Below are 21,023 nucleotides of genomic sequence, written 5' to 3' on the forward strand. Positions count from 1 at the left end.
AATCCACCCGCTGTGAACCTTAAAAACCGATTATCGCACCCTCAATGCCTTGACCTTACCTTCCTTTTATTCCGTTGCTAATTAACAAACTAAAGCTACGCTTAACTTTGCCGACAACGTAAGGCAAGAGCAAAAACACCCGAGGGGCGTAAAGGCGTGGCATCTAAAACATCATTTTCATTGGGCAAGCATCTGGACATCAGCGCAGTAAACAACCTGCAAGAGCGTATGCTCAAAGCCCTCGAAAAATCCGGCGACGTGAACCTAAAAGCCGGTTCAGTTGAGCGTGTAGATTCAGCCGGACTGCAATTGGTGCTGTGCTTCCGACGCGAACTGCAAAGAAGTGGCAGCGATATTTTTTGGCAAAAGCCCTCTGAAAAAGTGCTCACCACAGCTGCGTTATTAGGCATCCAATCTAAACTGGGTTTGTAAACATATTGAGGACGTCATGGCCGACATCTTAATCGTTGATGATTCCGCTTCCATGCGAAATATGGTGAGCACCACACTCAGCACTGCCGGGCACAAGGTGTCTGAGGCGGACAACGGGCAAAACGCCCTGAACACTGCAAAAAGCGGCAAATTTGACATTGTTATTACCGATCTGAACATGCCGGTAATGGATGGCATAGAACTTGTTCGCCAACTGCGCACACTCCCGTCCTACAAATACACACCCATTCTTTTGCTCACTACCGAGTCTGCAGACGATAAAAAGGCACAAGGCAAACAGGCCGGCGCTACAGGTTGGCTGGTAAAGCCCTTTAACCCCGATAAGCTGCTAGCCACTGTCGACCGGGTAATGCCTTAGTCATTCTATGCACCCGGAGCAGACCCATGTCTATCGATTTAAAACAATTTCACCAAACCTTCTTTGAGGAAAGCCTTGAAGGGTTAGATGTGATGGAGCAGTCGCTGCTCCAGGTACAAAACGAAGACGGCGACAACCCAGAGCTCATTAATACCATCTTCCGCGCAGCCCACTCCATTAAAGGTGGCAGCGGCACCTTTGGCTTTGCCGACATCGCAGAATTCACCCACCTGCTGGAAACCCTGCTCGATGAAGCCCGCGATGGCAAGCGCACCCTCGATACCGAGGCCATCGACCTGCTGCTGAAATCCACCGATTGCCTGCGCGCCATGGTGGCGGGCCACATGGCCGATGCGCCCGCTGCGGCCAACATCACCGATGAACTGGCGGCAGGTTTTAAAAAGCTTCTGGCACAAGCACCCGGCGCTGCAGGCGCGCCGCAAGCGGCCCCCATGCCCTCGAGCACACCATCGGAATCCAGCAGCACCCGGGTGTGGAATATCAGTTTCATTCCCAACCGCGACATATTATTGAGCGGCAACGAGCCGGCACGGATTTTTCGCGAGCTGGCCGAGCTCGGCGAATGCCTGGCGCTGGCCGATGAATCCCAACTGCCCGAGCTGAACCTCCTCACCCCCGATGAATGCTTTTTACAATGGCAACTGTGGCTGCGTACAGCCGCGGCCGAGGCCGATATTCGCGAAGTGTTTGAGTGGGTAATAGACGATTGCACGCTCACTGTCCGCCAGGCAGCCGATGCCGAGTGGCCGGGCGAAGACGCACAGGCCGACACGCCCGTTAGAGCCCAAAATAATTCAGAGCAATCGGCAGTGAACGAAGTCACTGCGCCCGCACAGCCTGCAGCCGCTCAGGCGACAGACGCGCAAGCTAAAGCCACAAGCCCTGCCGCGAGCCCGCCGCAAGGCCCTAAGAAAGCCGCGCCAGCCGCAGAACCCGCCCAGGCGGTAGCCAGCCCCCAGTCGTCGTCTATTCGGGTGGGCATCGATAAGGTAGACAGCCTCATTAATCTTGTGGGGGAGCTTGTGATTACCCAGTCCATGCTTTCGGAATTGGGTAACGATTTCACCATGGATCGCGTAGACAGGCTCAACAACGGGCTTGAGCAGTTGATGCAAAACACCCGCGAGCTGCAAGAGAGCGTAATGCGCATTCGCATGCTGCCCATCAGCTTTGCCTTTAACCGCTTCCCGCGCATGATTCGCGATTTAAGCCAGAAAACCGGCAAGCAGGTAGAGCTGAAGCTCAGCGGCGAGCAAACGGAACTGGATAAAACCGTGATGGAGCAAATCAGCGATCCGTTGGTGCACCTGGTGCGCAACGCCGTGGATCACGGGCTGGAACCGCCGGCTGAGCGCGAACAGGCCGGCAAAGCCGCCACTGGCAACCTGCACCTGAACGCCTTTCATCAGGGTGGCAACATTGTGATTGAAATTTCCGATGACGGGCGCGGCATCAACGGCGAGCGGGTGCTGCAAAAAGCCATCGAAAAAGGCCTGGTGCCCGAGGGCACAGAGCTTAGCCAGCAACAGATTTTTGATTTGATATTCGAGCCCGGCTTTTCCACCGCAGCCACCGTGAGCGACATCTCCGGGCGCGGCGTGGGCATGGATGTGGTTAAACGCAACATCAAATCCTTAGGCGGGCGCATTGAGGTGATCTCGGCCCAAGGCAAGGGCTCCACCTTCCGCGTGCACCTGCCCTTAACCCTTGCCATTCTCGATGGCCAGCTGGTGCGCGTGGGTGGCGAAACCTACGTCATCCCCCTGGTGACCATTGTGGAATCGCTGCAAATGCAGCCCGACTCCATCAACTATGTGTCGGGCAATATCCCTATGTATCGCCTGCGCGAAGACAACGTACCGCTGGTGGCCATGAACCAGCTGTTCGATGTAGAGACAGACCCAACCGCGGTAGATAACCAATTGCTTGTGGTGGTAGAAGCCGACGGTCAAAAACTGGGCCTGCGCATCGACGACTTACTGGCCCAACAGCAGGTGGTGATCAAGAGCCTGGAAAGCAACTACAAGCGCATTGAAGGTGTATCCGGCGCCACCATTTTAGGCGATGGCTCAGTGGCGCTGATATTGGATGTCACCGGCATTATGAACCTGGCGCTCAGCCAGCGCGGCAGCAACCCGAGGGCCGCGTAAGATGAACAGCCAAACAACCCCCGAACTCATCGCCGTACCCGAAGTGCACACCGCAGCCAAAGATGCCTACACCGGCATCGATTTTATCAGCACCGGTGATCAGTACCTCACCTTTTACCTGGGCCGCGAGCTCTACGGGGTAGACATTCTAAACGTTACCGAAATCCGCGGCTGGGATGCCCCCACCCGTATTCCGAACGCCGCAGGCTACATGAAAGGCGTGGTGAATATTAGGGGCCTTGTGATCCCCATTATCGATTTACGCATTTTATTTGGCGTTGGCGAGCCCACCTACAACGCCACCACGGTGGTGGTGGTATTGGCGATTCACACAGCCCAAATCGATCGCACCATGGGCTTTGTGGTAGATGCGGTGAGTGATGTGCTGGATGTTGATGCCGAGAAAATCAAAAAAAATTGCAGCCTTAGCGGCACTGTGTCTGAAGCCTATATTCGTGGGCTTGTGAATTCAGGTAAAGACGTCGTGACGCTGCTCGAAATTGAGCGCCTGATCAGGCTGGATAGGGAGTAAACCATGACAGAAGCCTCACATGAGTACCTCACATTTCTATTAGGTGACGGCGAGTATGGCGTAGATATTCTCTGCGTACAGGAAATCATGGTACTCACACCCACAACGGAAATTCCAGGCGTACCAGACTACATAAAAGGCGTGATTAATCTGCGCGGCGTCATTGTACCCATAGTGGATTTACGCAACCGCTTTGGCCTGCGGGAGAAACCTTACGATGCCACTACCGTCGTGATAGTGCTGCGCACCCAGCAAGCGGGTCGCAATGTGGTGCTTGGCATAGTGGTAGACGCCGTATCGGAAGTCTACAAGCTCTCGGATGCCGATTTAAAAACCGCACCGGATTTTGGCGAAGCCATAGACAGCCGTTTTATACACTCGCTGGCTGCCATTGAAGATCAAATAATCGTATTGCTAGACACCCACAAATTGCTGGATGTGAAAGAGCTCTACAAGGTTACCCAGCGTGCCGTACCCGCGGCAGAACTTGGAGGCGCTGCATGAATGCAGAGCAAGTGGCATTGGTGCGCAAGGGTTGGAGCCAGCTGGCGCCTCATGCAGAGCGCGCATCGAACGTATTTTTGGAAACCGTTGTTAAGCACGACCCAAGCCTTAGCCACCTGTTTGAGGGTTCGATTACAGAACGCGGTGCAGAGCTCGTTGAATCACTCGACACAATAATTTCAGCACTGGATGACGAAAAAGAATTAGCAGCGCAGTTTATGAACATCGGCCAGCAATACACACCCTACGGTGTATTGCCTGACCACAGCCCAGTAATAAAACGCTCGCTGATGGAAACACTGGAAGAAATACTGGGCAAAAAATTTGATGACGATGCATACCTGGCCTGGAGTGCATTTTATAACCAAGCAACCGACATATTGAATTCAATCGACGCGCAGGAAGAAGTCGCCGCCGATGAAACACCCGAAGAGGACGATACAATGGCAAAGTCTGGCGACAACGATGGCCTGAAGCTGTTAGAGAGCGCAATTAACAATACGCTAACTGCAATCATGATGGTTGATAGGGATCTGGTGATCACCTATGTCAATAAAGCAACCATGGCGCTGTTTCGTAAGCACGAGAAAACCTTCCAGTCTATTTGGCCTGGTTTCTCGGCATCGGAAGATTACATGATAGGCAAGTGCATAGACGACTTTCATAAAAAGCCAGAGCACCAGCGACGGATACTTAACGACCCATCCAACCTGCCTTACCGGACAGACATTCAAGTGGCAGATCTCATTATTGAGCTGAATGTATCTTCAATTATGGGCGATGACGGAAGCTACATCGGCTGCACGTTGGAGTGGAACGATGTTACCGCAATCCGCGAAACAGAAGACCGTGGGGTTCGATTACAAGGCGCGGTAGATCAATCTACCACCGCCCTCATGATGGTTGATCGAAACTTTGAAATTACCTACATGAACCAGGCAAGCCTCAAGCTACTTAAAGAGCACGAAGCGGTATTTCAGAAAAAGTGGCCCACCTTCAGAGCAGACGAGTCCTTCATGATGGGCGCCTGCATTGATATGTTCCATAAAAATCCCGCGCATCAACGAAAGATGCTGGATGACCCTTCCATATTGCCTTACACCACCGACATTCACATTGAAGATTTAACCTTCTCGCTGGGTGTATCAGCCATTTATTCACGCACAGGCGACTACATAGGCAACTGCCTGGAGTGGAGCGATGTAAGCGAGCTGCGTAAGCGCCAGTTGGAAGTGGGCAGGCTAAGCTCTGCCGTAGAAGGCATGACAACCAACCTGATGATGGCAGACACCAAAGGCAACATTGTCTATATGAACCCCTCGGTTGGACAAATGCTGAAAAAGCGCGAGGCAAAAATACAAACTGTGCTGCCCTCATTCCGGGTAGATAAAATTGTGGGCACCAACTTCGACTCCTTCCACAAAAACCCGGCCCACCAGCAAAACCTGTTGGGCAACCCCGACAACCTTCCCTACCAGAATGACATCGCACTCGCGGGCTTGGAGTTTAACCTCACAGCTATTGCACTGCGCGACAGCGATGGCAAGCATGTGGGTACGGCCGTTCAGTGGGTAGACAATACAGAAGAAAAAGATGCTCAGCGCCAAATCGGCGCGCTGATTAACGCGGCGATTGAAGGCAATCTGGATAAGCGCATAGATACCTCAAGCTATGAAGGCTTTATGAAGGATCTGGGCGATGGTATCAACAAGTTGATGGATACCATTGTTGAGCCCGTTAACAATACCATCGACATCATCCAGTCCCTTTCCCAGGGTGACGTCAGCCGCAATATGGATGGAGAATACGGCGGTCAGTTTTTGGCGCTTTCCAGTGCTATTAACGAATCCATGAATAACCTGCGCAACATGGTGTCCGAGATCCGCTCGGCTTCCAACAATGTGTTCAGTGCTGCCCGCGAAATTGCAGAGGGCAACAACGACCTCAGCCAACGCACAGAAACCCAGGCATCAAATCTTGAAGAAACCGCCTCCGCCATGGAGGAACTTACCACCACTGTGCAACAAAATGCTGAAAATGCCAGCGAAGCCACCAAACTCGCAAGCGGAGTGATGGATAGGGCCAGCAACGGTGGCACAGTGGTTAAAAGCGCTGTGCAAGCCATGGAAGACATCAATCGCTCCAGCCGCAAAATCTCAGACATCATTGGCGTAATTGATGAAATTGCCTTCCAAACCAACTTGCTGGCGTTGAACGCCGCCGTTGAGGCCGCCCGCGCCGGCGAACAAGGGCGGGGCTTCGCAGTAGTAGCAGCTGAAGTGCGCAATCTCGCACAACGCTCCGCCGCCGCCGCCAAGGAAATCAAAGGCCTGATTAACGACAGCGTAGAGGCCGTAGGCAAAGGTAACAAACTGGTAGACGAAACCGGCCAAACTTTTGGTGAACTGGTTGAGGCGGTAAAGGAAGTGGTGGCGATGATCTCCGATATCGATTCCGCCAGCAAAGAGCAAGCCGCCGGCATTAATGAAATCAGCCAGGCCGTGGCACAAATGGATGAAATGACACAGCAAAATGCCGCACTGGTAGAAGAGGCATCCGCATCCAGCCGCGCCATGGAAGATCAGGCCCAACAGCTGCTCGAACAGGTAAGCTTCTTCAGTACCGGGGAAGAAGACACTCAGGTTGCCCAGGCCAGCCCTCGCACCAAAACCACTGCGCGCAGGCCTGCCAACGGCGCTGCCGCCCGGGCACAAAGGCCCGCCCGCGCGGGTGGCCAAGCTAAAGCATCAGATGAGGAGTGGGAGGAATTTTGAGCCCAGGCGCAAACCCCCACGAGCTGACTGAAGGAGACTTTCGCTATTTATGCGAACTCGTACGCAGTGAAACCGGCATAGTTCTGGGTGAACGGAAACGCGAGATGGTGTATCGCCGCTTAATGCGGCGCATACGCGACCTGAAGCTTCCTTCATTTGCAGCTTACATTGCATTATTAAAAGCAGGAGATAAAAACGAGCTACCCGACTTCATAAACTCCATGACAACCAACCTCACCAGCTTTTTCAGGGAGGCTCATCATTTCGAATTTCTGGCTAATACCTTTGTGCCGGAGCACAGGCAACAGTTTGGCCACAGCCGGCGGTTGCGCGTTTGGTCTGCCGGGTGTTCAACGGGTGAAGAGCCTTACAGCATCGCCATGACACTGCTCAACGCAGGCAGCTGGGGCGATTGGGATATGCGTTTACTTGCAACGGATCTCGATTCCGATGTGCTGGCCAAAGCCTCAAGCGGCCTTTATGCAATGGACAGGCTGGAAAAGGTAGACCAAAAAATTACAGAGAAGTTTTTTCTTCGCGGGCGAGGCGACGCAGCAGGAAAAGCGCTTATCAAGCCTCACATAAAGGAATACATAAGCTTCAAGCAACTCAACCTGCTTACCCAAAGCTGGCCTTTCCGCGGCCCCTTCGACGTAATATTCTGCCGCAACGTGCTGATCTATTTCGACAAAGAAACACAGGCACAAATAGTAAACCGATTTCAGGAAAAGCTACGCCCAGGTGGCTACCTAATGCTGGGCCATAGCGAAAGCATTGGCAAGCATGTGCGCGGCCTGGAAATGGTTGGGCGCACGATATTCCGCCGTTCACGGGTGGCCACATGAGGGGCCTTGAAGCGCATCACGAGCAACCGCTGGCCGGATTTGAAGCGATAAATCGCTACTGGGACCAACGGCGTAACCAGGTGGTCGCAAAGATATTGCCCGGTGAATTCTACGTAAGCCTTCAAGATGAAATGATTGCCACCACACTTGGCTCCTGTGTGTCTGCCTGTATATGGGACGACATCAATCACGTTGGCGGCATGAACCATTTCATGCTGCCAGAAACAGAACAGCAGGCCCACCAGGTTACTTGGGGCAATATACCCAGCCAGGCTACTCGTTATGGCAATCACGCCATGGAGCACCTGATAAACAGCATTTTAAAGGCCGGAGGCAAGCGTGCCCACTTAAAGGCAAAAATTTTTGGCGGCGGCAAGGTGCTAAACCAGTGTGTAGACGTTGGCAGTCGCAATGCGGATTTTGTTGTGAAGTACTTGCACGATGAAAACATACCGATTTTGGCAGAAGACCTATATGGCGACTATGCTAGAAAGGTTCTATTTTCGCCCATTAGCGGTCAAGCTTTTCTAAGAAAACTCTATAGTTTCAATAACAATACCCTAGCACAGCGCGAACAACGCTACGGCATGAAGCTGAAGACTGAACGTCTAGAAGGACAAGTGGAGTTGTTTAATGACTGAGACCAAGATAAAAGTACTTATAGTGGATGACTCTCGGCTCGTCAGGGACATTTTACGCAGCATATTCCTTATGGATAAATCCATGGAGGTTGTGGGATCCGCCGTAGATCCGATAGATGCCCGGGAAAAAATAAAATCACTAAACCCTGATGTCATCACCCTCGACATAGAAATGCCGAAGATGGACGGCCTGACCTTCTTGAGAAACCTCATGAGGTTAAGGCCCACGCCGGTTGTGATGATTTCCACACTCACCGAAAAGGGTGCAGACGCCACATTGCAGGCGTTGGAGCTTGGCGCAATAGATTTCATCGCCAAACCAAAAATCAAGATTGAGAGCGAATTTCCAGCCCTTGCCGATGAAATACTGAGAAAAGTGCGCTGCGCAGCGCGGGCCAAGGTAGCCCCCTTTCAACCGCCGGAAAAGCCCTCAGCGCCTGTGGCGGTGACTGCCGGCGGCCTGGCCTGCGACCTGCTCGCTATTGGCGCGTCAACCGGCGGTACAGAAGCCATAAAAACCGTGCTGCTGGCCCTACCCGCCAACGTGCCGCCTATTGTTATTGTGCAACACATGCCTCCGGGGTTTACTCAATCTTTCGCGAACCGATTGAACGAACTGTTGCCCTTTGATGTCATTGAGTTCTCAGGCCGCAACGAGCCGCTAAAGCCCGGCGTTGTATACCTTGCCAATGGTGCTGAACACATGATTGTTGAAACCCACCGCGGCCTGCTTACGGCCTCTGTGGACGACGGCGCTCCGGTAAACCGGCACAAGCCTTCTGTAGATGTGCTGTTTCGCTCTGTGGCTAAACTGCCTGAGTTGCGCACTATTGGCGTCATCCTTACAGGCATGGGAATGGATGGTGCAAAAGGCCTGCTAGACATGCGCCAGGCAGGAGCTCACACCATCGCACAAGACAAAGAAAGCTCTGTGGTTTGGGGTATGCCGCGCATTGCCTCTGAGATAGGTGCTGCTGAGCTCGTGCTCCCCCTCAACAAAATCGGCACAGCAATTGGCAACCGGTTATTTGCAAGCCGCCGGGGAGAAGCACTATGAACCATTGGTTAACCGCAGCTAAACCCTTTGCACCTTTCGCCGCCGCTGCGTTAGTAGGGCTTGCGCTTAACATACTCTGGCCTTCTGCCTGGATGGGCTGCCTGAGTGTACTGGCGCTGCTGGGATGGCACTTATTGGGGCGCGTCAATGGAGAATCAGACGCTCAAAGTAAGCCGCTTGAAGAGGAGCTCAATCACAGTGAGATTGCCGATATTTTGCAAGAAATTGGCAATCAAGTTGATCACATCATGCTTGAGGAAACAGGCAATATTGAAGACAGCGTAAACCGCATTCAAACACTGGTAGCGGAATCTATTGTGATTTTGCAGCAAAGCTTTAAGAAAATACTTAGCCATACCGAGGTTCAATCCAATTCTGCACAAGAGCTTGTCGCGCGCATAACAGGCCAGGATGAGCACGACAAAGACAAACTCCTCATACGCGATTTTATTGAAAAAACAGATGAAATAATACAGCACTATGTAGATCTTCTGGTTCTGGTAAGTGAAAAAAGTGTTGGTGCCGTTCACAAGATATCCGACATGACCCGCGACATGGAAAGCATGTTTTCAATACTTGATGATGTACAAAAACTTGCTGCACAAACAAATCTACTTGCGCTGAATGCAGCCATAGAAGCGGCTCGTGCAGGCGATGTTGGCCGAGGCTTTGCGGTAGTTGCCGGCGAGGTAAGATCACTTTCCGAAACATCATCCCAACTCAATGAGCAGATTCGTAAAAACGTAGAAGCTGCAAAATCAAGAGTAAGCGAAGTACGCTCGGTAGTGGGAGAGATAGCAAGCCTGGACTTAAACGCGGCTATTGAAGGAAAGGTTTCCATTGATGAAATGCTTTCAAACATAGAAGAACTGAATCAAGACACGCAGGTAATCCTTCACGAGCTAAACGACAAAAGCAAGAGTATTCACAAAGAGGTATCTGACTCCATAAGAGCACTCCAATTTGAGGATATTATTACCCAACTATCTGATCACATTGGCCAAAGGCTAACACACATTAAATCCATATCAAAAACAGCAGAGGTGGACGGAAATGCACTAAAAGATCAACGTACACTGGTTGGCATTAGAGACAGCATAAGATTTCAACGTGAAAATTTTACCAGCAAGAAAATAGAGCAAAAGGTCATGCAATCCTCTATGGATGAAGGCGACATAGAGCTATTTTAACGAGGGCATTTATGGCAATAAGATACGAAACAAATGGTGATACACTCATCATCCATCTGGATAATAAATTCGACTTTGACTCAGTAGAGGAATTCAGAGACACATATAAAGGAACCACACCTAAGGCTGTGACCGTAAATTTTGCCAACACAAGCTATATGGATAGCTCAGGCCTTGGCATGCTACTGAACATGCATCGCACACTGGGCGATGCAACAACCATTACGCTTGCCAATTGTCAGCCTGCAGTAAAAAGAATTTTGGCAATCTCGCGCTTTGAGAATTTTTTCAGTGTAACCTGAAATGAATATTCTAATCATTGAAGATGCCTTGGCAGATCTTGATCTTCTGGCAAATACTTTAAAAGACTTTGGCTACCCCGTATCTGCATTCGAAAGTGGTGAAGCTGCCATAGAGCACCTTTTAGCCAGCGGTGAAAAACCAGACCTGGTACTTACAGATATCGGCATGCCAGGCATGGATGGCTATGAAGCCGCAAAGAAGATTAAGTCTATATTTAGAGACGGCCACATACCCATAGTATTTCTTACCGCAAGAAACGACATCAAAACACTAAAAAAATGCTTGAAAATTGGTGACGATTTTATAAGCAAGCCATTGATTCCGGAAATATTAGAAGCAAGAATTGCCGCACATCTTCGTACTAGCGGGCTATATAGAACGCTAAAAAACCAAGCACAGGAGCTACAGACATTCCGCGCCAGAGTAGATGAAGAGTTTCGTATAGTTGACAGAATCTTCGAAAACTACATTAGCGGCAGCACCGTTGGATTTCCTAATGTCAGACTACACATGTCAGCCATGTCTGCTTTTAATGGCGATGTTCTTTTATCAGCCCTAGGACCTGCCGGTAGCTTCTACATAATGATTGGCGACGTTACTGGTCACGGCCTGCCGGCTGCAGTTGCAGCTATCCCTACCTACAGCACATTTAAAACCATGGCCACTAAGGGGTTGCCGGTAGGCACTATTGCCTATGAGATCAACGAAGGCCTCATTTCGGTTATGCCGGCAGATATGATGATGGCCGCACTGATCATGCGCATTGACAAATCTGGCCAAGAAGCGACCGTCTGGAGTGGCGGCATGCCACCTATGATTGTACTAGACAAAAACAGCCATATTACACAGCGAATTCACGCCACACATGCCCCATTATCTATGCTGCCGGGTAAAAAGTTCTCACGTGACATACAACATTACACATTCGACCTAGGCGATAGAATTTATCTATACACAGACGGCATTGAAGAAGCAGAGGGCGAATTCGGCACAATGTTTGGTGAAACCGAACTTGTAAACTCTCTGGTTGGCTCTGTAGATCCATTTGAAAGCCTACTGAATGATGTAGAGAACTTTCGCTCTGGTGAGAAGCAAAATGATGATGTAACACTACTTGAATTTACTTGCAAACCTCTTGAGGCATGCCTAATGACAAGTATTCAGAAAGCAAAAAACATCATACCCTGGCACTTTGAAACCACACTCACCAAAGATCACTTTATTAATGCCGAGCCTGCACCAGCGTTAGCCAAAATGCTGGGATCTGTAAATGGAATTGAGCGACATCAGGATATTATTTCCACTGTGCTTTCTGAGCTCTACGCGAACGCACTAGATCATGGGCTATTGAAGCTAGACTCTACATTAAAAGAAGAGGACGACGGATTTTTTCAGTTCTACGAGCTAAGAAAGCAACGCCTGAGTGAGCTAAAAAATGGATGGATAAAAATCACTCTTGATTGCTATAGCACAGATGATGGCGCCACCGTATACATAACCCTGCAAGACAGCGGTGAGGGTTTCGACACCCAAAAAGTCCTCAATCATTGCGGCAGCCAATTGCTCTCAGGGCGCGGCATCGCTTTAATTAAGTCCCTCGCAGATGAGCTGAAGTACAGCAATAACGGTACCTGTGCCAAGGTTCGCTTCGACATTTAACTTCTTCACAAGCCATTCACTCGCCGTTCAGGTTGCAGGCGCTATAAATAGCGCACTGATAACGCCTGGAGGGCAAGACTATGAAAACCCTTTTTACTGCAGCTACAACCCTCGTTCTTTGCGGCCTGACCCAAAGCGCTTTGGCCGCCAGTGACGCCGGCCTGTACCTTGGCGGCTCGATTGGCAACGCACAAATGGACTTCGACAGTTTTGACAATTTGGTAGATGACAACGACACAGGCTACAAGATCTTCGGCGGCTACAACTTCGGCTTTTTGCCAGGTATTAGCCTAGGTATAGAAACAGGCTTTACCGATTTCGGCAGTGTAGAAGGTGAGCTACAAGGGCTGCCGGCGCGCTTTGATAACACTGCCTGGCAGGCGCATCTTGTAGGCGGATTAGACTTAGGGCCACTGGGAATTTTCGCCAAGGCCGGCGTTAACCATTGGCAAACCAAATTTCAATACGGCAGCTTTTCTGACAAAAATACCGGCTCAGATCCAGCTTACGGTATTGGCGCAACCCTTGAGGTAGATGCATTGCAATTGCGCGCAGAATACGAGCAACTGGATTTCGAGGATGCCAAAATGGACTTTTACAGTGTAGGGGCAAGCTTTCGCTTCTAACCAACACAGGTTCAACAACTTAATCTAGACATATGGCCACCCGCTAAAACGGGCGGCCATGTTACAGCGCGAAATCAAGCAAGTTTCTTACGGCTGATGATTAAACCTATTAAGCCCAAGCCAAGTAAAGCAATAGGCATGGGTTCCGGTACGTTATAGCTAAGCCCAGACAGATACCAAGGGTCGGTTGGCAAGTAGTCCCAATCTGGCTCTATCCAAAGGCTTGTGAGCATGGTGCCATTGAGTGAAATGGCGCCGTTGTTATATACATTATTCAGCTGGTTCGTGGCAGCGCCCATGCCGTAAAACAAAAATGTGTAGCCATCAAACCCGGTATGATTGCCATTGAAATACAGAGTATCAATGCTTACCGCACTGGAAAACTCCAAATATAACGACTCACCGCCGCTATTGTTATCGGCACTGGAATCACCTAGATCATCGTAGTGCGCACTGCCCAATCCGCCCATCGCCGGGTTCGCATCGTGCCAAACATGCAGCGGGGCATTCACATATGAGCCATCGTAAGGTCGACCTGAAAAGCTATCGTAGGCAGACACAGTGACGCTTAAGCCAGCGCCCAAATCCCAGGTTTGCGTTAACGCACAAAAATCGCCACTGGAACACGCAGCGGCTCCGGTGCTTGAATCTGCAAAACCCAAATAGTCACCACTGCCCGAATCCCAAGATATCATGGTTGCCTGGCCGGCCACGGGTAGCGCCAACGCAATTGCCGCTATAAATCCTTTCATTTTGTTTTTCATGTCATTGCACCCTGTCTTTTGGCACCCTCTTTAGCGGGGTAACCTGTTGGGCTAAAACCCAATCAAGATTCGTGCCCTACTAGAGAGAATGGCTAACACTCTGAAACGCCTGGAAATTTCCAGCAATAAAAATGATTTAAGCGGCCTTTGTGTAAGCAAACTCGACTCGATTATTACCTGAGAATATATTGCAGATTGAGCTTATTACTGCTCTACCAGAGGAAGACCCGTGATCATTTATAGATTATTTATAGATTATTTTTTATAGCGTTTTCTTGGCTAACTAAGGAATAACGCATAACCAGATTTGATTAGATAAAAAAAGCAACTTTAAAATATTTTATCTGCCCTCTTGCCAATCATAAGTGTTAATTTGTTCGACACACGTTAGCAAATCACTGCTAGACAAAACTTGTGTTAAAGAATTTGGAGCGCGGCTTTTAATCGCCATCTACATTGTTGTATTTCTGCGGTAATGACGCATAGCTTTGTGGGTTCTTATACACTTGCAAACCGGGTTTGCTAGCAGGCGCCATAGGAATTTTTGCTGTGCGCGGTCAGCGAAGAATGTTATGCCATGCCTGTGAAAGAAGATTCTGCGCTGACTGCGATTACGGAGACCACCTAATGGGGAGTTACAAACTTAGGGCAGCATCGGACTGCCAAGCCACTGCTGTCCCACAAATCTACAGGCATGGAATATGGGGCGGAGTTTGTGACCGTCACCCGCATGGACGCGGGTGTCGAGACTACAGGGATGTATTTACGTCGTGTCACAAACTGCGCCCCAAATTTCATGTCCAGGTATCGCTTAGAAACTCTGCGATATAAGTAGTTTCAACGTCTGTTTTCCATTGAGACATAAACTATGGGACGGCAGTGACTGCCAAGCCCCCTTTATACAATAGCTGCACCCTGTAATTGGTGGCAGCGGCAGCACCCGCGCCTACAGCACGGGCATGGCAGGTTCCAGGCTATTCAAACATATCCGGCTGCTCGGCCGTGATTACGTTAAACAGGGGCGAGAATTGAAATAATCCGGCCAGTTCACTGCCCACGGTTTCATAGGTTTTACGGGCTACATCCGGCGCAATGGATTTCGGTTTTCCCGCAGCCTCTGCCAGTAACTGCGCCTGGCAAGTGCGCTCTAAGGTGATGTACCACCAGGCGGCAGATTCAACGGACTGACCCACAGTAATCAAACCGTGGTTTTGTAAAATAGCGGCCTTTTTTGCCCCCAATGCCTTGGCAATGCGCTCACCTTCTTCCATTTCCAAAGCCACACCACCGAAGTCGTCGTAGAGGGCGTGATCTTCAAAAAATGCACAGGCATCCTGGGTGATTGGGTCTAGCAAGCGCCCCAAGCTCGCCCAGGCTTTGCCATGTATCGAGTGGGCATGGGCAGCAGCAACCACATCGGGACGGGCAGCGTGTACGTGGGAGTGAATGGTAAAGGCCGCACCATTTAGCAAACCATGGCCCTCAACCACTTCACCCTTGTGATTGACCAACAGCAATTGCGATTGCTTGATCTGCTTGAATGATACCCCCATGGGGTTCACCCAAAAGTGATCGGTGTGCTCCGGGTCGCGCACGGTAATGTGACCGGCCACACCTTCATCAAAACCGAACTTGCCAAACAACCTAAAGGCCGCCGTTAACTGACGCTTGCGGTGCTCGCGTTCATCTTCCACAGATCGCGTAAGCGGCGCCATGGCCTCAGTATCTGCATTCATCACAATGGCGTTGGTATCTTGATTGCTCATAACGGGCCCTCAGATTATTGGGGATAAACCTTGTTATTGTTCGGGAGCACGCGGGCCGCAACACTGACCAGCAGCAGTGTGGCCGCTCCAGCTACTAACCCTACCAGCAAATTAAATATTTGTGCAAACAACGCTTGCCAAGGCAAGTTTAGCGCCAAAAACCCGTGATGGAGCGCGGGCACTCCGTGCACCAGTATGCCGCCGCCCACCAAAAACATGGCCGCAGTACCCACCACCGAGAGGCCTTTCATCAACCAGGGGCAGAAGGCCAATAGGCCCGCACCCAGCTTGCGCTTGCAGCGTGTAGCAAGGCTGTCGCCTTCGCGGCTCAGGAGGTATAGGCCTATGTCGTCCAGCTTGACGATGAGCGCCACCAAGCCGTATACGCCAATGGTCATGAGCGCGGCAATACTGGTAACCACCAATACCTGAGTGGCAAACGGTGCCTGGCTTACAGTGCCGAGCGCAATCACAATGATCTCGGCAGACAAAATAAAATCTGTGCGAATAGCGCCTTTGATTTTGCGGGCTTCAAAAGCCACTAGATCTGCTGCAGGGTTGAGCAAGGCGTTGTGCAGGGCTTTGCGGTCTTGCTGCTTTTGCTCGCGATGGGCAACACTGTGCCAGAGCTTTTCAACACCTTCGTAACACAAGTACAAACCGCCCAGCATAAGCAGCGGCACAATCAACCAGGGAATAAAGGCACTGATGGCAAGCGCTGCGGGCACCAGAATGAGTTTATTAAATGCCGAGCCCTTGGCCACCGCCCACACCACGGGCAGTTCGCGCTCGGCGCGCACGCCACTGACCTGCTGCGCGTTGAGCGCCAGGTCGTCACCTAATACGCCGGCGGTTTTTTTTGCGGCCACTTTGGTCATTACCGCAACGTCATCCAAAACCGCGGCAATATCATCTAGAAGTATAAGCAGGTTGGCACTGGCCATGAGGCGTCCTTTTTCTGGCGTGAGTAGCTGTCAAAAAAATCTATTAAAAATGTGTAACAAAAACATCTGGGAAAAGCGCTACCGGCGCAGGCTAGGGCGTAAGCTGGGCTTGCAGCGCTTCGGCCTTGGCGCGTTCTTGCTGGTGATCTTTAGCCAGCAATACATATACCGACGGTAAAACAAACAGTGTGAGCACTGTACCAATGGCCATGCCGAAAACCAACACCAGGCCAATGGCCACACGGGCCTCGGCGCCCGGGCCGTCGGCAAAAATCAGTGGCATGTGGCCGGCAACGGTTGCAATGCTGGTCATCAATACCGGGCGCAGGCGCACTACGGCGGCATCGTGCACTGCCTCAAGCTTGCTTTTGCCCTCTTCTTGCAGGCGGTTGGCAAACTCCACCACCAAGATGCCATTGCGCGCAATCAGCCCCATGAGTGTAACCAGCCCCACTTGGGAGTAAATATTTAATGTAGTGCTAAAACCGTCGGTAAAAAACGGCATGGGCATGGGCATTTTTATAAAGGTGAAAATGAGCGCGCCGAACACCGCGAGCGGTACCGACCCCGCCAAAATTACCACCGGGTCGCGAAAGCTGTTGTACTGGGCGGCCAACACCAAAAAGATCATCGTGAGCGCCAGCAAAAATGCCGGTAAAAAAGTATTACCCTCGCGAATAAGCTGGCGCGATTCGCCGGTGTAATCCACGGAATAGCCTTGGGGCAAAATCTTTTTGGCCTCTGCCTCCAAAAATGCCAATGCCTCGCCTAGCGGCAGGTGGGTATCACCGGAAATTTTCACCGCGTTGCGTTGTTGCATGCGGTGAATGGTACGCGGGGCCGTGCTGTGGGTAATACTTGCCACCTGATCAAGACGAATCATTTGGCCGTTGGGGCCTGTGATATAAAGCCGCTGCAGATCATCGGGCGATAGCCGCGCACTGCGCTGAACCTGGGGAATCACCTTGTAGCTTTGGCCGGCCATATTAAAGCGGTTAACGTAGTTGCCGCCCAGTAGCGTGCCCAGATCCTGCGTGACTGTCTGCAGGTCAAGGCCAAGGTCGGCCACTTTTTCACGATCGATTTCAAGCAGGTAATCGGGCTGATCCACCTTCATATCGAGCATGGTGAAATTGAACTTGCCGCTGTTATTGGCCACTTCCTGCAACGCTTGGGCGTAGGTATAGATTTCCTTTGCCTCGGCTGTGCCTGCCACCACAAATTCCACAGGAAAATTGCCGCCGCCCGGCAATGAAGGCGGTGTTACCGGAAATATGCGCACGCCCGCAATAGCGCCCAGTTGTTCTTGCAGCTGGGGCTGAATGTCAAAAACCGAGCGCGAACGCTCTTCCCATGGTTTGGTTACCATGCCGGAAAAGCCACCGGTGGGAAAGGTAAGCTGAAAGGTAAATTCGGTCTCCGGCACGGCCATGAATACTTCGTTTACTTCCTTGGCATAAAACGATGCTTGATCGAGGGTGGCGTTAGCAGGTGATTCAAGAATGCCAAAAATAACACCCTGGTCTTCCAGCGGGGCAAGCTCTTTGGTGGAAAACAAATAGAGCGGCAGGCAAATCAATGCGATGCCTACCCACACCACATACACCGCCGGGCGGTGCGCAAGGGTGCTGGCCAAACGCAGGCTGTAATATGCCTGAAAGCGATCGAACAGTTTACCCAGTGGCGCATTCAGGCTTTTGTGGGGCTTTAACATGCGCGAACCCAACATGGGCGACAGGGTAATGGCAACCACAGCAGAAATAGTCACAGCGCCGGCCAAGGTAATGGCGAACTCGCGAAACAATGTACCGGTGAGCCCGCCCTGTAAACCAATGGGCAAATACACCGAAATCAGCGTGACTGTCATGGCCAAAATGGGGCCCGCCAATTCACGGGCCGCAATTATGGATGCCGCAAAGGGCGGCTTGCCTTCCTGAATATGCCGCTCGATGTTTTCCACCATCACGATGGCATCGTCTACCACCAGGCCCACACTCAGCACAATAGAAAGCAAGGTAAGCAAGTTCAGCGAAAACCCGAACAACTGCATGATAAACAGCGCGCCGATAAGCGATAGTGGTATGGCCACCACTGGAATCAATACCGAGCGACTAAAACCCAGAAACAAAAATATCACCAACACAATGATGGCCAATGTTTCGGTAAGTGTGGTGAGCACTTCATCTATTGATGCATCAATGTATTCAGTGGCATCGTAAGCCACCACTGCCTGCAGGCCCGTGGGCAGCTCGGATTGTATCGCCTGCATTTCTGCATTGACGCGCTGCATAACTTCCAAGGAGTTTGCCGTGGGGGCCACCCACACGCCCATGAACACCGCCGTATCGCCCGAAAAGCGCACCTCTGTGTTGTAGTCTTCTGCACCCAGTTGAATATCGGCCAGATCGCGCAGGCGAATAATGCCTTCCGGCGTTTCACGCACTACAATGCGTTCAAAATCCTGCACGCTTTTGAGATCGGTATCGGCCCGCAAATTTACCTGGGTGTAGCTGCCCTTGGTTTGGCCGATGGCGGCCTGCACATTGTTTTGCACCAGCGCCTGGCGCACCTGCATGGGGGTTACACCCATAGCGGCCATGCGGGATTCATCTAACCAGATGCGCATGGCAAAAATACGCTCGCCCAGGGTTTGTGCCTTCTGTACACCGGCAATGGCCGTAAGCCTGGGTTGTACGGAGCGGGTGAGGAAATCGGTGATCTGGTTTTGATCAAGAATATCGGAGTTAAAGCTTAAATAGGCGGCAGCGAACTCGCTGTCTGCGGCTTCAATGGTAATGGTGGGCACTTCGGCTTCAGGCGGCAATTCGCCACGCACCTGATTGACCTTGGCGTTAATTTCCGTCATGGCGCGCAGCGGATCATAATTTAGCCGCAGGTGCGCGCGCACCGTTGAGCGATTCATGGCACTTTCTGAATCTATGTAGTCTATGCCTTCGGCTGAGGCAATGGCGCGCTCTATGGGCGTGGTAATAAAGCCGCGCACAAGCTCGGCGCTTGCTCCTACATAGGTTGTGTTGATGGTGATGCGCGCCACATCGCTTTGCGGAAATTGGCGCACAGACAAATTACTGCCCGCCTGAAACCCTGCCAACAGAATAAGCAGGCTCACCACCAGCGCGATTACCGGGCGCTGAATAAAAATGTCGGTAAATTTCATCATGCTGTGGGCTTCACTCGGCTTAGCGATTGGCGGGCGTTGGGGTTTCACTTAACGGCGGCGTGGGTGCATCGCTCACGGTGATTAACGCACCGTTCATTAACTTGAACGCACCGGCACTGACGATGCGGGCACCCGCCTCAAGGCCGCTTTCTATGGCCACAAAATCGCCACGGGCGGCACCCAGTTTTACAAACTGCTGGCGCGCCACTGTTTGGCCCTGATCATTTTGTTCAATTACAAACACTGTATCGCCATAGGGCGCGTAAACGATGGCCGTAGCGGGCACCGCCAAAACCTCACGGGGCTCAGACAGGCTCACTCGGGTGGTTACGGCCATGCCGGGAATGAGGGCGCCGTCGCGATTATCAATAGACGATTGCACCATCGCGTTGCGGGTTGTCTCATCTATTTCAACGCCAATGGCGGTGATCACACCATTAAATTCGCGCTCGGAGCCATCGCCTGCAATGACGCGCACCGGCAAGCCACTGCTAAATTTAGACAACCAAAATTGCGGCACCGGGAAGTTCACCCGCACCCGCTGGGTGGCCTGCAGTGAAACGATGGGCGTACCCACCTGCAAATCCTGCCCTAAATCCACCAGCCGCAAACCCAGGCGCCCGGCAAAGGGGGCGCGCACCTGTTTTTTAGCAAGCGTGGCCTGCAAATTTTCAAGCTCGCCCTTGGAAGACAGCATTTGTTGTTCGGCAGCTTCCAGCTCACTTTGTGAGGCGGTGTGATTGGCGCGCAATTTAATGAGACGTTCAAAGGTTGAGAGCGCAAGGTTATAGCGCGCCTGGGCGGCATTCAGCTGCGCGCGTTCGTTGCTTGTGTCTTGCGCGAGCAGCAGCTTGCCAGCGGCCACCTCCTCGCCCGATTCAAACATAATGCGCGCTACCCGCCCTGGCACTTCGGCGGCCAGGGTAATACCCTCACCCGCCTCCACGGTGCCCATGGCGGCAAACTCGTTGGGCCAGGCCTTTGGGCCCACTTCATAGGCACTTACGGTTTCCGGCGGCATGGCAAACAGTTCACCGGCGTTGCCCATGGCAGAAAATTGCGAAAACTTGATGCCCGCCAAGGATAAAACCACAAAAATCAGGCCCGCCAAAGCGAGCCCGATGGACTTAACATGAGTCATATAAATTGTCGTATGTTGTTAGAATTCGGGTGCCCGGCCAAGGTAGCAATAGCAATGAAACAATAGCACTACCGCAAATGAATGCATCGCCGGAATTGCGCAATGATACACCCA

Annotated in this window: 18 protein-coding genes; 13 read left to right on the plus strand and 5 right to left on the minus strand. The window is 51.6% G+C overall.

Annotation, left to right across the window (positions count from 1 at the left end; genetic code table 11):
• Positions 1–156: 156 nt before the first annotated feature.
• The 13 genes from L1F30_RS16060 (at position 157) to L1F30_RS16120 (ending at position 13,113) form a co-directional block, all read left to right on the plus strand.
• Positions 157–432, plus strand: a complete 276-nt coding sequence (locus tag L1F30_RS16060; protein ID WP_253357816.1) for a lipid asymmetry maintenance protein MlaB — start codon at positions 157–159, stop codon at positions 430–432.
• A gap of 16 nt (positions 433–448) precedes the next feature.
• Positions 449–811, plus strand: coding sequence for a response regulator (locus L1F30_RS16065; protein WP_253357818.1), 363 nt, complete (start codon positions 449–451; stop codon positions 809–811).
• Positions 812–837: 26 nt separating this feature from the next.
• Positions 838–2,982 (plus strand): chemotaxis protein CheA, encoded by a 2,145-nt coding sequence (locus L1F30_RS16070; RefSeq protein WP_253357820.1) that lies wholly within the window; start codon positions 838–840, stop codon positions 2,980–2,982.
• Between the two features lies 1 nt (position 2,983).
• Positions 2,984–3,514 (plus strand): chemotaxis protein CheW, encoded by a 531-nt coding sequence (locus L1F30_RS16075; RefSeq protein WP_253357822.1) that lies wholly within the window; start codon positions 2,984–2,986, stop codon positions 3,512–3,514.
• Between the two features lie 3 nt (positions 3,515–3,517).
• Entirely contained in the window at positions 3,518–4,018 is a 501-nt protein-coding gene (locus L1F30_RS16080; protein ID WP_253357824.1) for a chemotaxis protein CheW, read from the plus strand.
• The gene (locus tag L1F30_RS16085; RefSeq protein WP_253357826.1) at positions 4,015–6,792 is read left to right on the plus strand and encodes a methyl-accepting chemotaxis protein; all 2,778 of its coding nucleotides are present in this window, start codon (positions 4,015–4,017) and stop codon (positions 6,790–6,792) included. Before L1F30_RS16080 ends, L1F30_RS16085 begins: the two co-directional genes overlap by 4 nt.
• Positions 6,789–7,637 carry a protein-glutamate O-methyltransferase CheR gene (locus tag L1F30_RS16090; protein WP_253357828.1) on the plus strand — a complete coding sequence of 283 codons (849 nt, stop codon included), beginning with the start codon at positions 6,789–6,791 and terminating at the stop codon, positions 7,635–7,637. Before L1F30_RS16085 ends, L1F30_RS16090 begins: the two co-directional genes overlap by 4 nt.
• Positions 7,634–8,278, plus strand: a complete 645-nt coding sequence (gene cheD, locus L1F30_RS16095) for a chemoreceptor glutamine deamidase CheD (protein WP_253357830.1) — start codon at positions 7,634–7,636, stop codon at positions 8,276–8,278. Before L1F30_RS16090 ends, cheD begins: the two co-directional genes overlap by 4 nt.
• Entirely contained in the window at positions 8,271–9,335 is a 1,065-nt protein-coding gene (locus L1F30_RS16100) for a chemotaxis response regulator protein-glutamate methylesterase (protein ID WP_253357839.1), read from the plus strand. The genes cheD and L1F30_RS16100 overlap by 8 nt, the downstream gene beginning before the upstream one ends.
• Complete coding sequence (locus L1F30_RS16105) at positions 9,332–10,525, plus strand: methyl-accepting chemotaxis protein (protein WP_253357843.1); 1,194 nt, start codon at positions 9,332–9,334, stop codon at positions 10,523–10,525. Before L1F30_RS16100 ends, L1F30_RS16105 begins: the two co-directional genes overlap by 4 nt.
• 11 nt (positions 10,526–10,536) lie before the next feature.
• A complete protein-coding gene (locus tag L1F30_RS16110) occupies positions 10,537–10,827 on the plus strand; it encodes an STAS domain-containing protein (RefSeq protein WP_253357845.1) in 291 nt (96 codons plus the stop codon).
• Between the two features lies 1 nt (position 10,828).
• The gene (locus L1F30_RS16115; protein ID WP_253357847.1) at positions 10,829–12,487 is read left to right on the plus strand and encodes a SpoIIE family protein phosphatase; all 1,659 of its coding nucleotides are present in this window, start codon (positions 10,829–10,831) and stop codon (positions 12,485–12,487) included.
• A gap of 80 nt (positions 12,488–12,567) precedes the next feature.
• A complete protein-coding gene (locus tag L1F30_RS16120) occupies positions 12,568–13,113 on the plus strand; it encodes a porin family protein (RefSeq protein WP_253357849.1) in 546 nt (181 codons plus the stop codon).
• 74 nt (positions 13,114–13,187) lie between these two features.
• On the opposite strand, the gene L1F30_RS16125 is transcribed toward L1F30_RS16120, so the two are convergent.
• From L1F30_RS16125 to L1F30_RS16145, 5 genes are all read right to left on the minus strand, one after another.
• Positions 13,188–13,877, minus strand: a complete 690-nt coding sequence (locus L1F30_RS16125) for a PEP-CTERM sorting domain-containing protein (protein ID WP_253357851.1) — start codon at positions 13,875–13,877, stop codon at positions 13,188–13,190.
• 974 nt (positions 13,878–14,851) lie between these two features.
• Complete coding sequence (locus L1F30_RS16130) at positions 14,852–15,643, minus strand: class II aldolase/adducin family protein (RefSeq protein WP_253357853.1); 792 nt, start codon at positions 15,641–15,643, stop codon at positions 14,852–14,854.
• A gap of 14 nt (positions 15,644–15,657) precedes the next feature.
• Entirely contained in the window at positions 15,658–16,587 is a 930-nt protein-coding gene (locus tag L1F30_RS16135) for a DUF808 domain-containing protein (RefSeq protein WP_253357855.1), read from the minus strand.
• A gap of 91 nt (positions 16,588–16,678) precedes the next feature.
• Positions 16,679–19,768 carry an efflux RND transporter permease subunit gene (locus L1F30_RS16140; RefSeq protein WP_253357858.1) on the minus strand — a complete coding sequence of 1,030 codons (3,090 nt, stop codon included), beginning with the start codon at positions 19,766–19,768 and terminating at the stop codon, positions 16,679–16,681.
• A 19-nt stretch (positions 19,769–19,787) separates the two neighbouring features.
• Positions 19,788–20,909 (minus strand): efflux RND transporter periplasmic adaptor subunit, encoded by a 1,122-nt coding sequence (locus tag L1F30_RS16145; protein WP_253357859.1) that lies wholly within the window; start codon positions 20,907–20,909, stop codon positions 19,788–19,790.
• Positions 20,910–21,023: the final 114 nt, after the last annotated feature.

Origin of the sequence: Simiduia sp. 21SJ11W-1 (genome assembly GCF_024138675.1) — a bacterium.
GTDB lineage: Bacteria > Pseudomonadota > Gammaproteobacteria > Pseudomonadales > Cellvibrionaceae > Simiduia.

Excerpts from the sequence above, each read along its gene's own strand:
- L1F30_RS16065 (WP_253357818.1), top strand. The coding sequence starts at position 449 with ATGGCCGACATCTTAATCGTTGATGATTCCGCTTCCATGCGAAATATG.
- L1F30_RS16070 (WP_253357820.1), top strand. The coding sequence starts at position 838 with ATGTCTATCGATTTAAAACAATTTCACCAAACCTTCTTTGAGGAAAGC.
- L1F30_RS16075 (WP_253357822.1), top strand. The coding sequence starts at position 2,984 with ATGAACAGCCAAACAACCCCCGAACTCATCGCCGTACCCGAAGTGCAC.
- L1F30_RS16080 (WP_253357824.1), top strand. The coding sequence starts at position 3,518 with ATGACAGAAGCCTCACATGAGTACCTCACATTTCTATTAGGTGACGGC.
- L1F30_RS16085 (WP_253357826.1), top strand. The coding sequence starts at position 4,015 with ATGAATGCAGAGCAAGTGGCATTGGTGCGCAAGGGTTGGAGCCAGCTG.
- cheD (WP_253357830.1), top strand. The coding sequence starts at position 7,634 with ATGAGGGGCCTTGAAGCGCATCACGAGCAACCGCTGGCCGGATTTGAA.
- L1F30_RS16100 (WP_253357839.1), top strand. The coding sequence starts at position 8,271 with ATGACTGAGACCAAGATAAAAGTACTTATAGTGGATGACTCTCGGCTC.
- L1F30_RS16105 (WP_253357843.1), top strand. The coding sequence starts at position 9,332 with ATGAACCATTGGTTAACCGCAGCTAAACCCTTTGCACCTTTCGCCGCC.
- L1F30_RS16110 (WP_253357845.1), top strand. The coding sequence starts at position 10,537 with ATGGCAATAAGATACGAAACAAATGGTGATACACTCATCATCCATCTG.
- L1F30_RS16115 (WP_253357847.1), top strand. The coding sequence starts at position 10,829 with ATGAATATTCTAATCATTGAAGATGCCTTGGCAGATCTTGATCTTCTG.
- L1F30_RS16120 (WP_253357849.1), top strand. The coding sequence starts at position 12,568 with ATGAAAACCCTTTTTACTGCAGCTACAACCCTCGTTCTTTGCGGCCTG.
- L1F30_RS16125 (WP_253357851.1), bottom strand. The coding sequence starts at position 13,877 with ATGAAAAACAAAATGAAAGGATTTATAGCGGCAATTGCGTTGGCGCTA.
- L1F30_RS16130 (WP_253357853.1), bottom strand. The coding sequence starts at position 15,643 with ATGAGCAATCAAGATACCAACGCCATTGTGATGAATGCAGATACTGAG.
- L1F30_RS16135 (WP_253357855.1), bottom strand. The coding sequence starts at position 16,587 with ATGGCCAGTGCCAACCTGCTTATACTTCTAGATGATATTGCCGCGGTT.
- L1F30_RS16140 (WP_253357858.1), bottom strand. The coding sequence starts at position 19,768 with ATGATGAAATTTACCGACATTTTTATTCAGCGCCCGGTAATCGCGCTG.
- L1F30_RS16145 (WP_253357859.1), bottom strand. The coding sequence starts at position 20,909 with ATGACTCATGTTAAGTCCATCGGGCTCGCTTTGGCGGGCCTGATTTTT.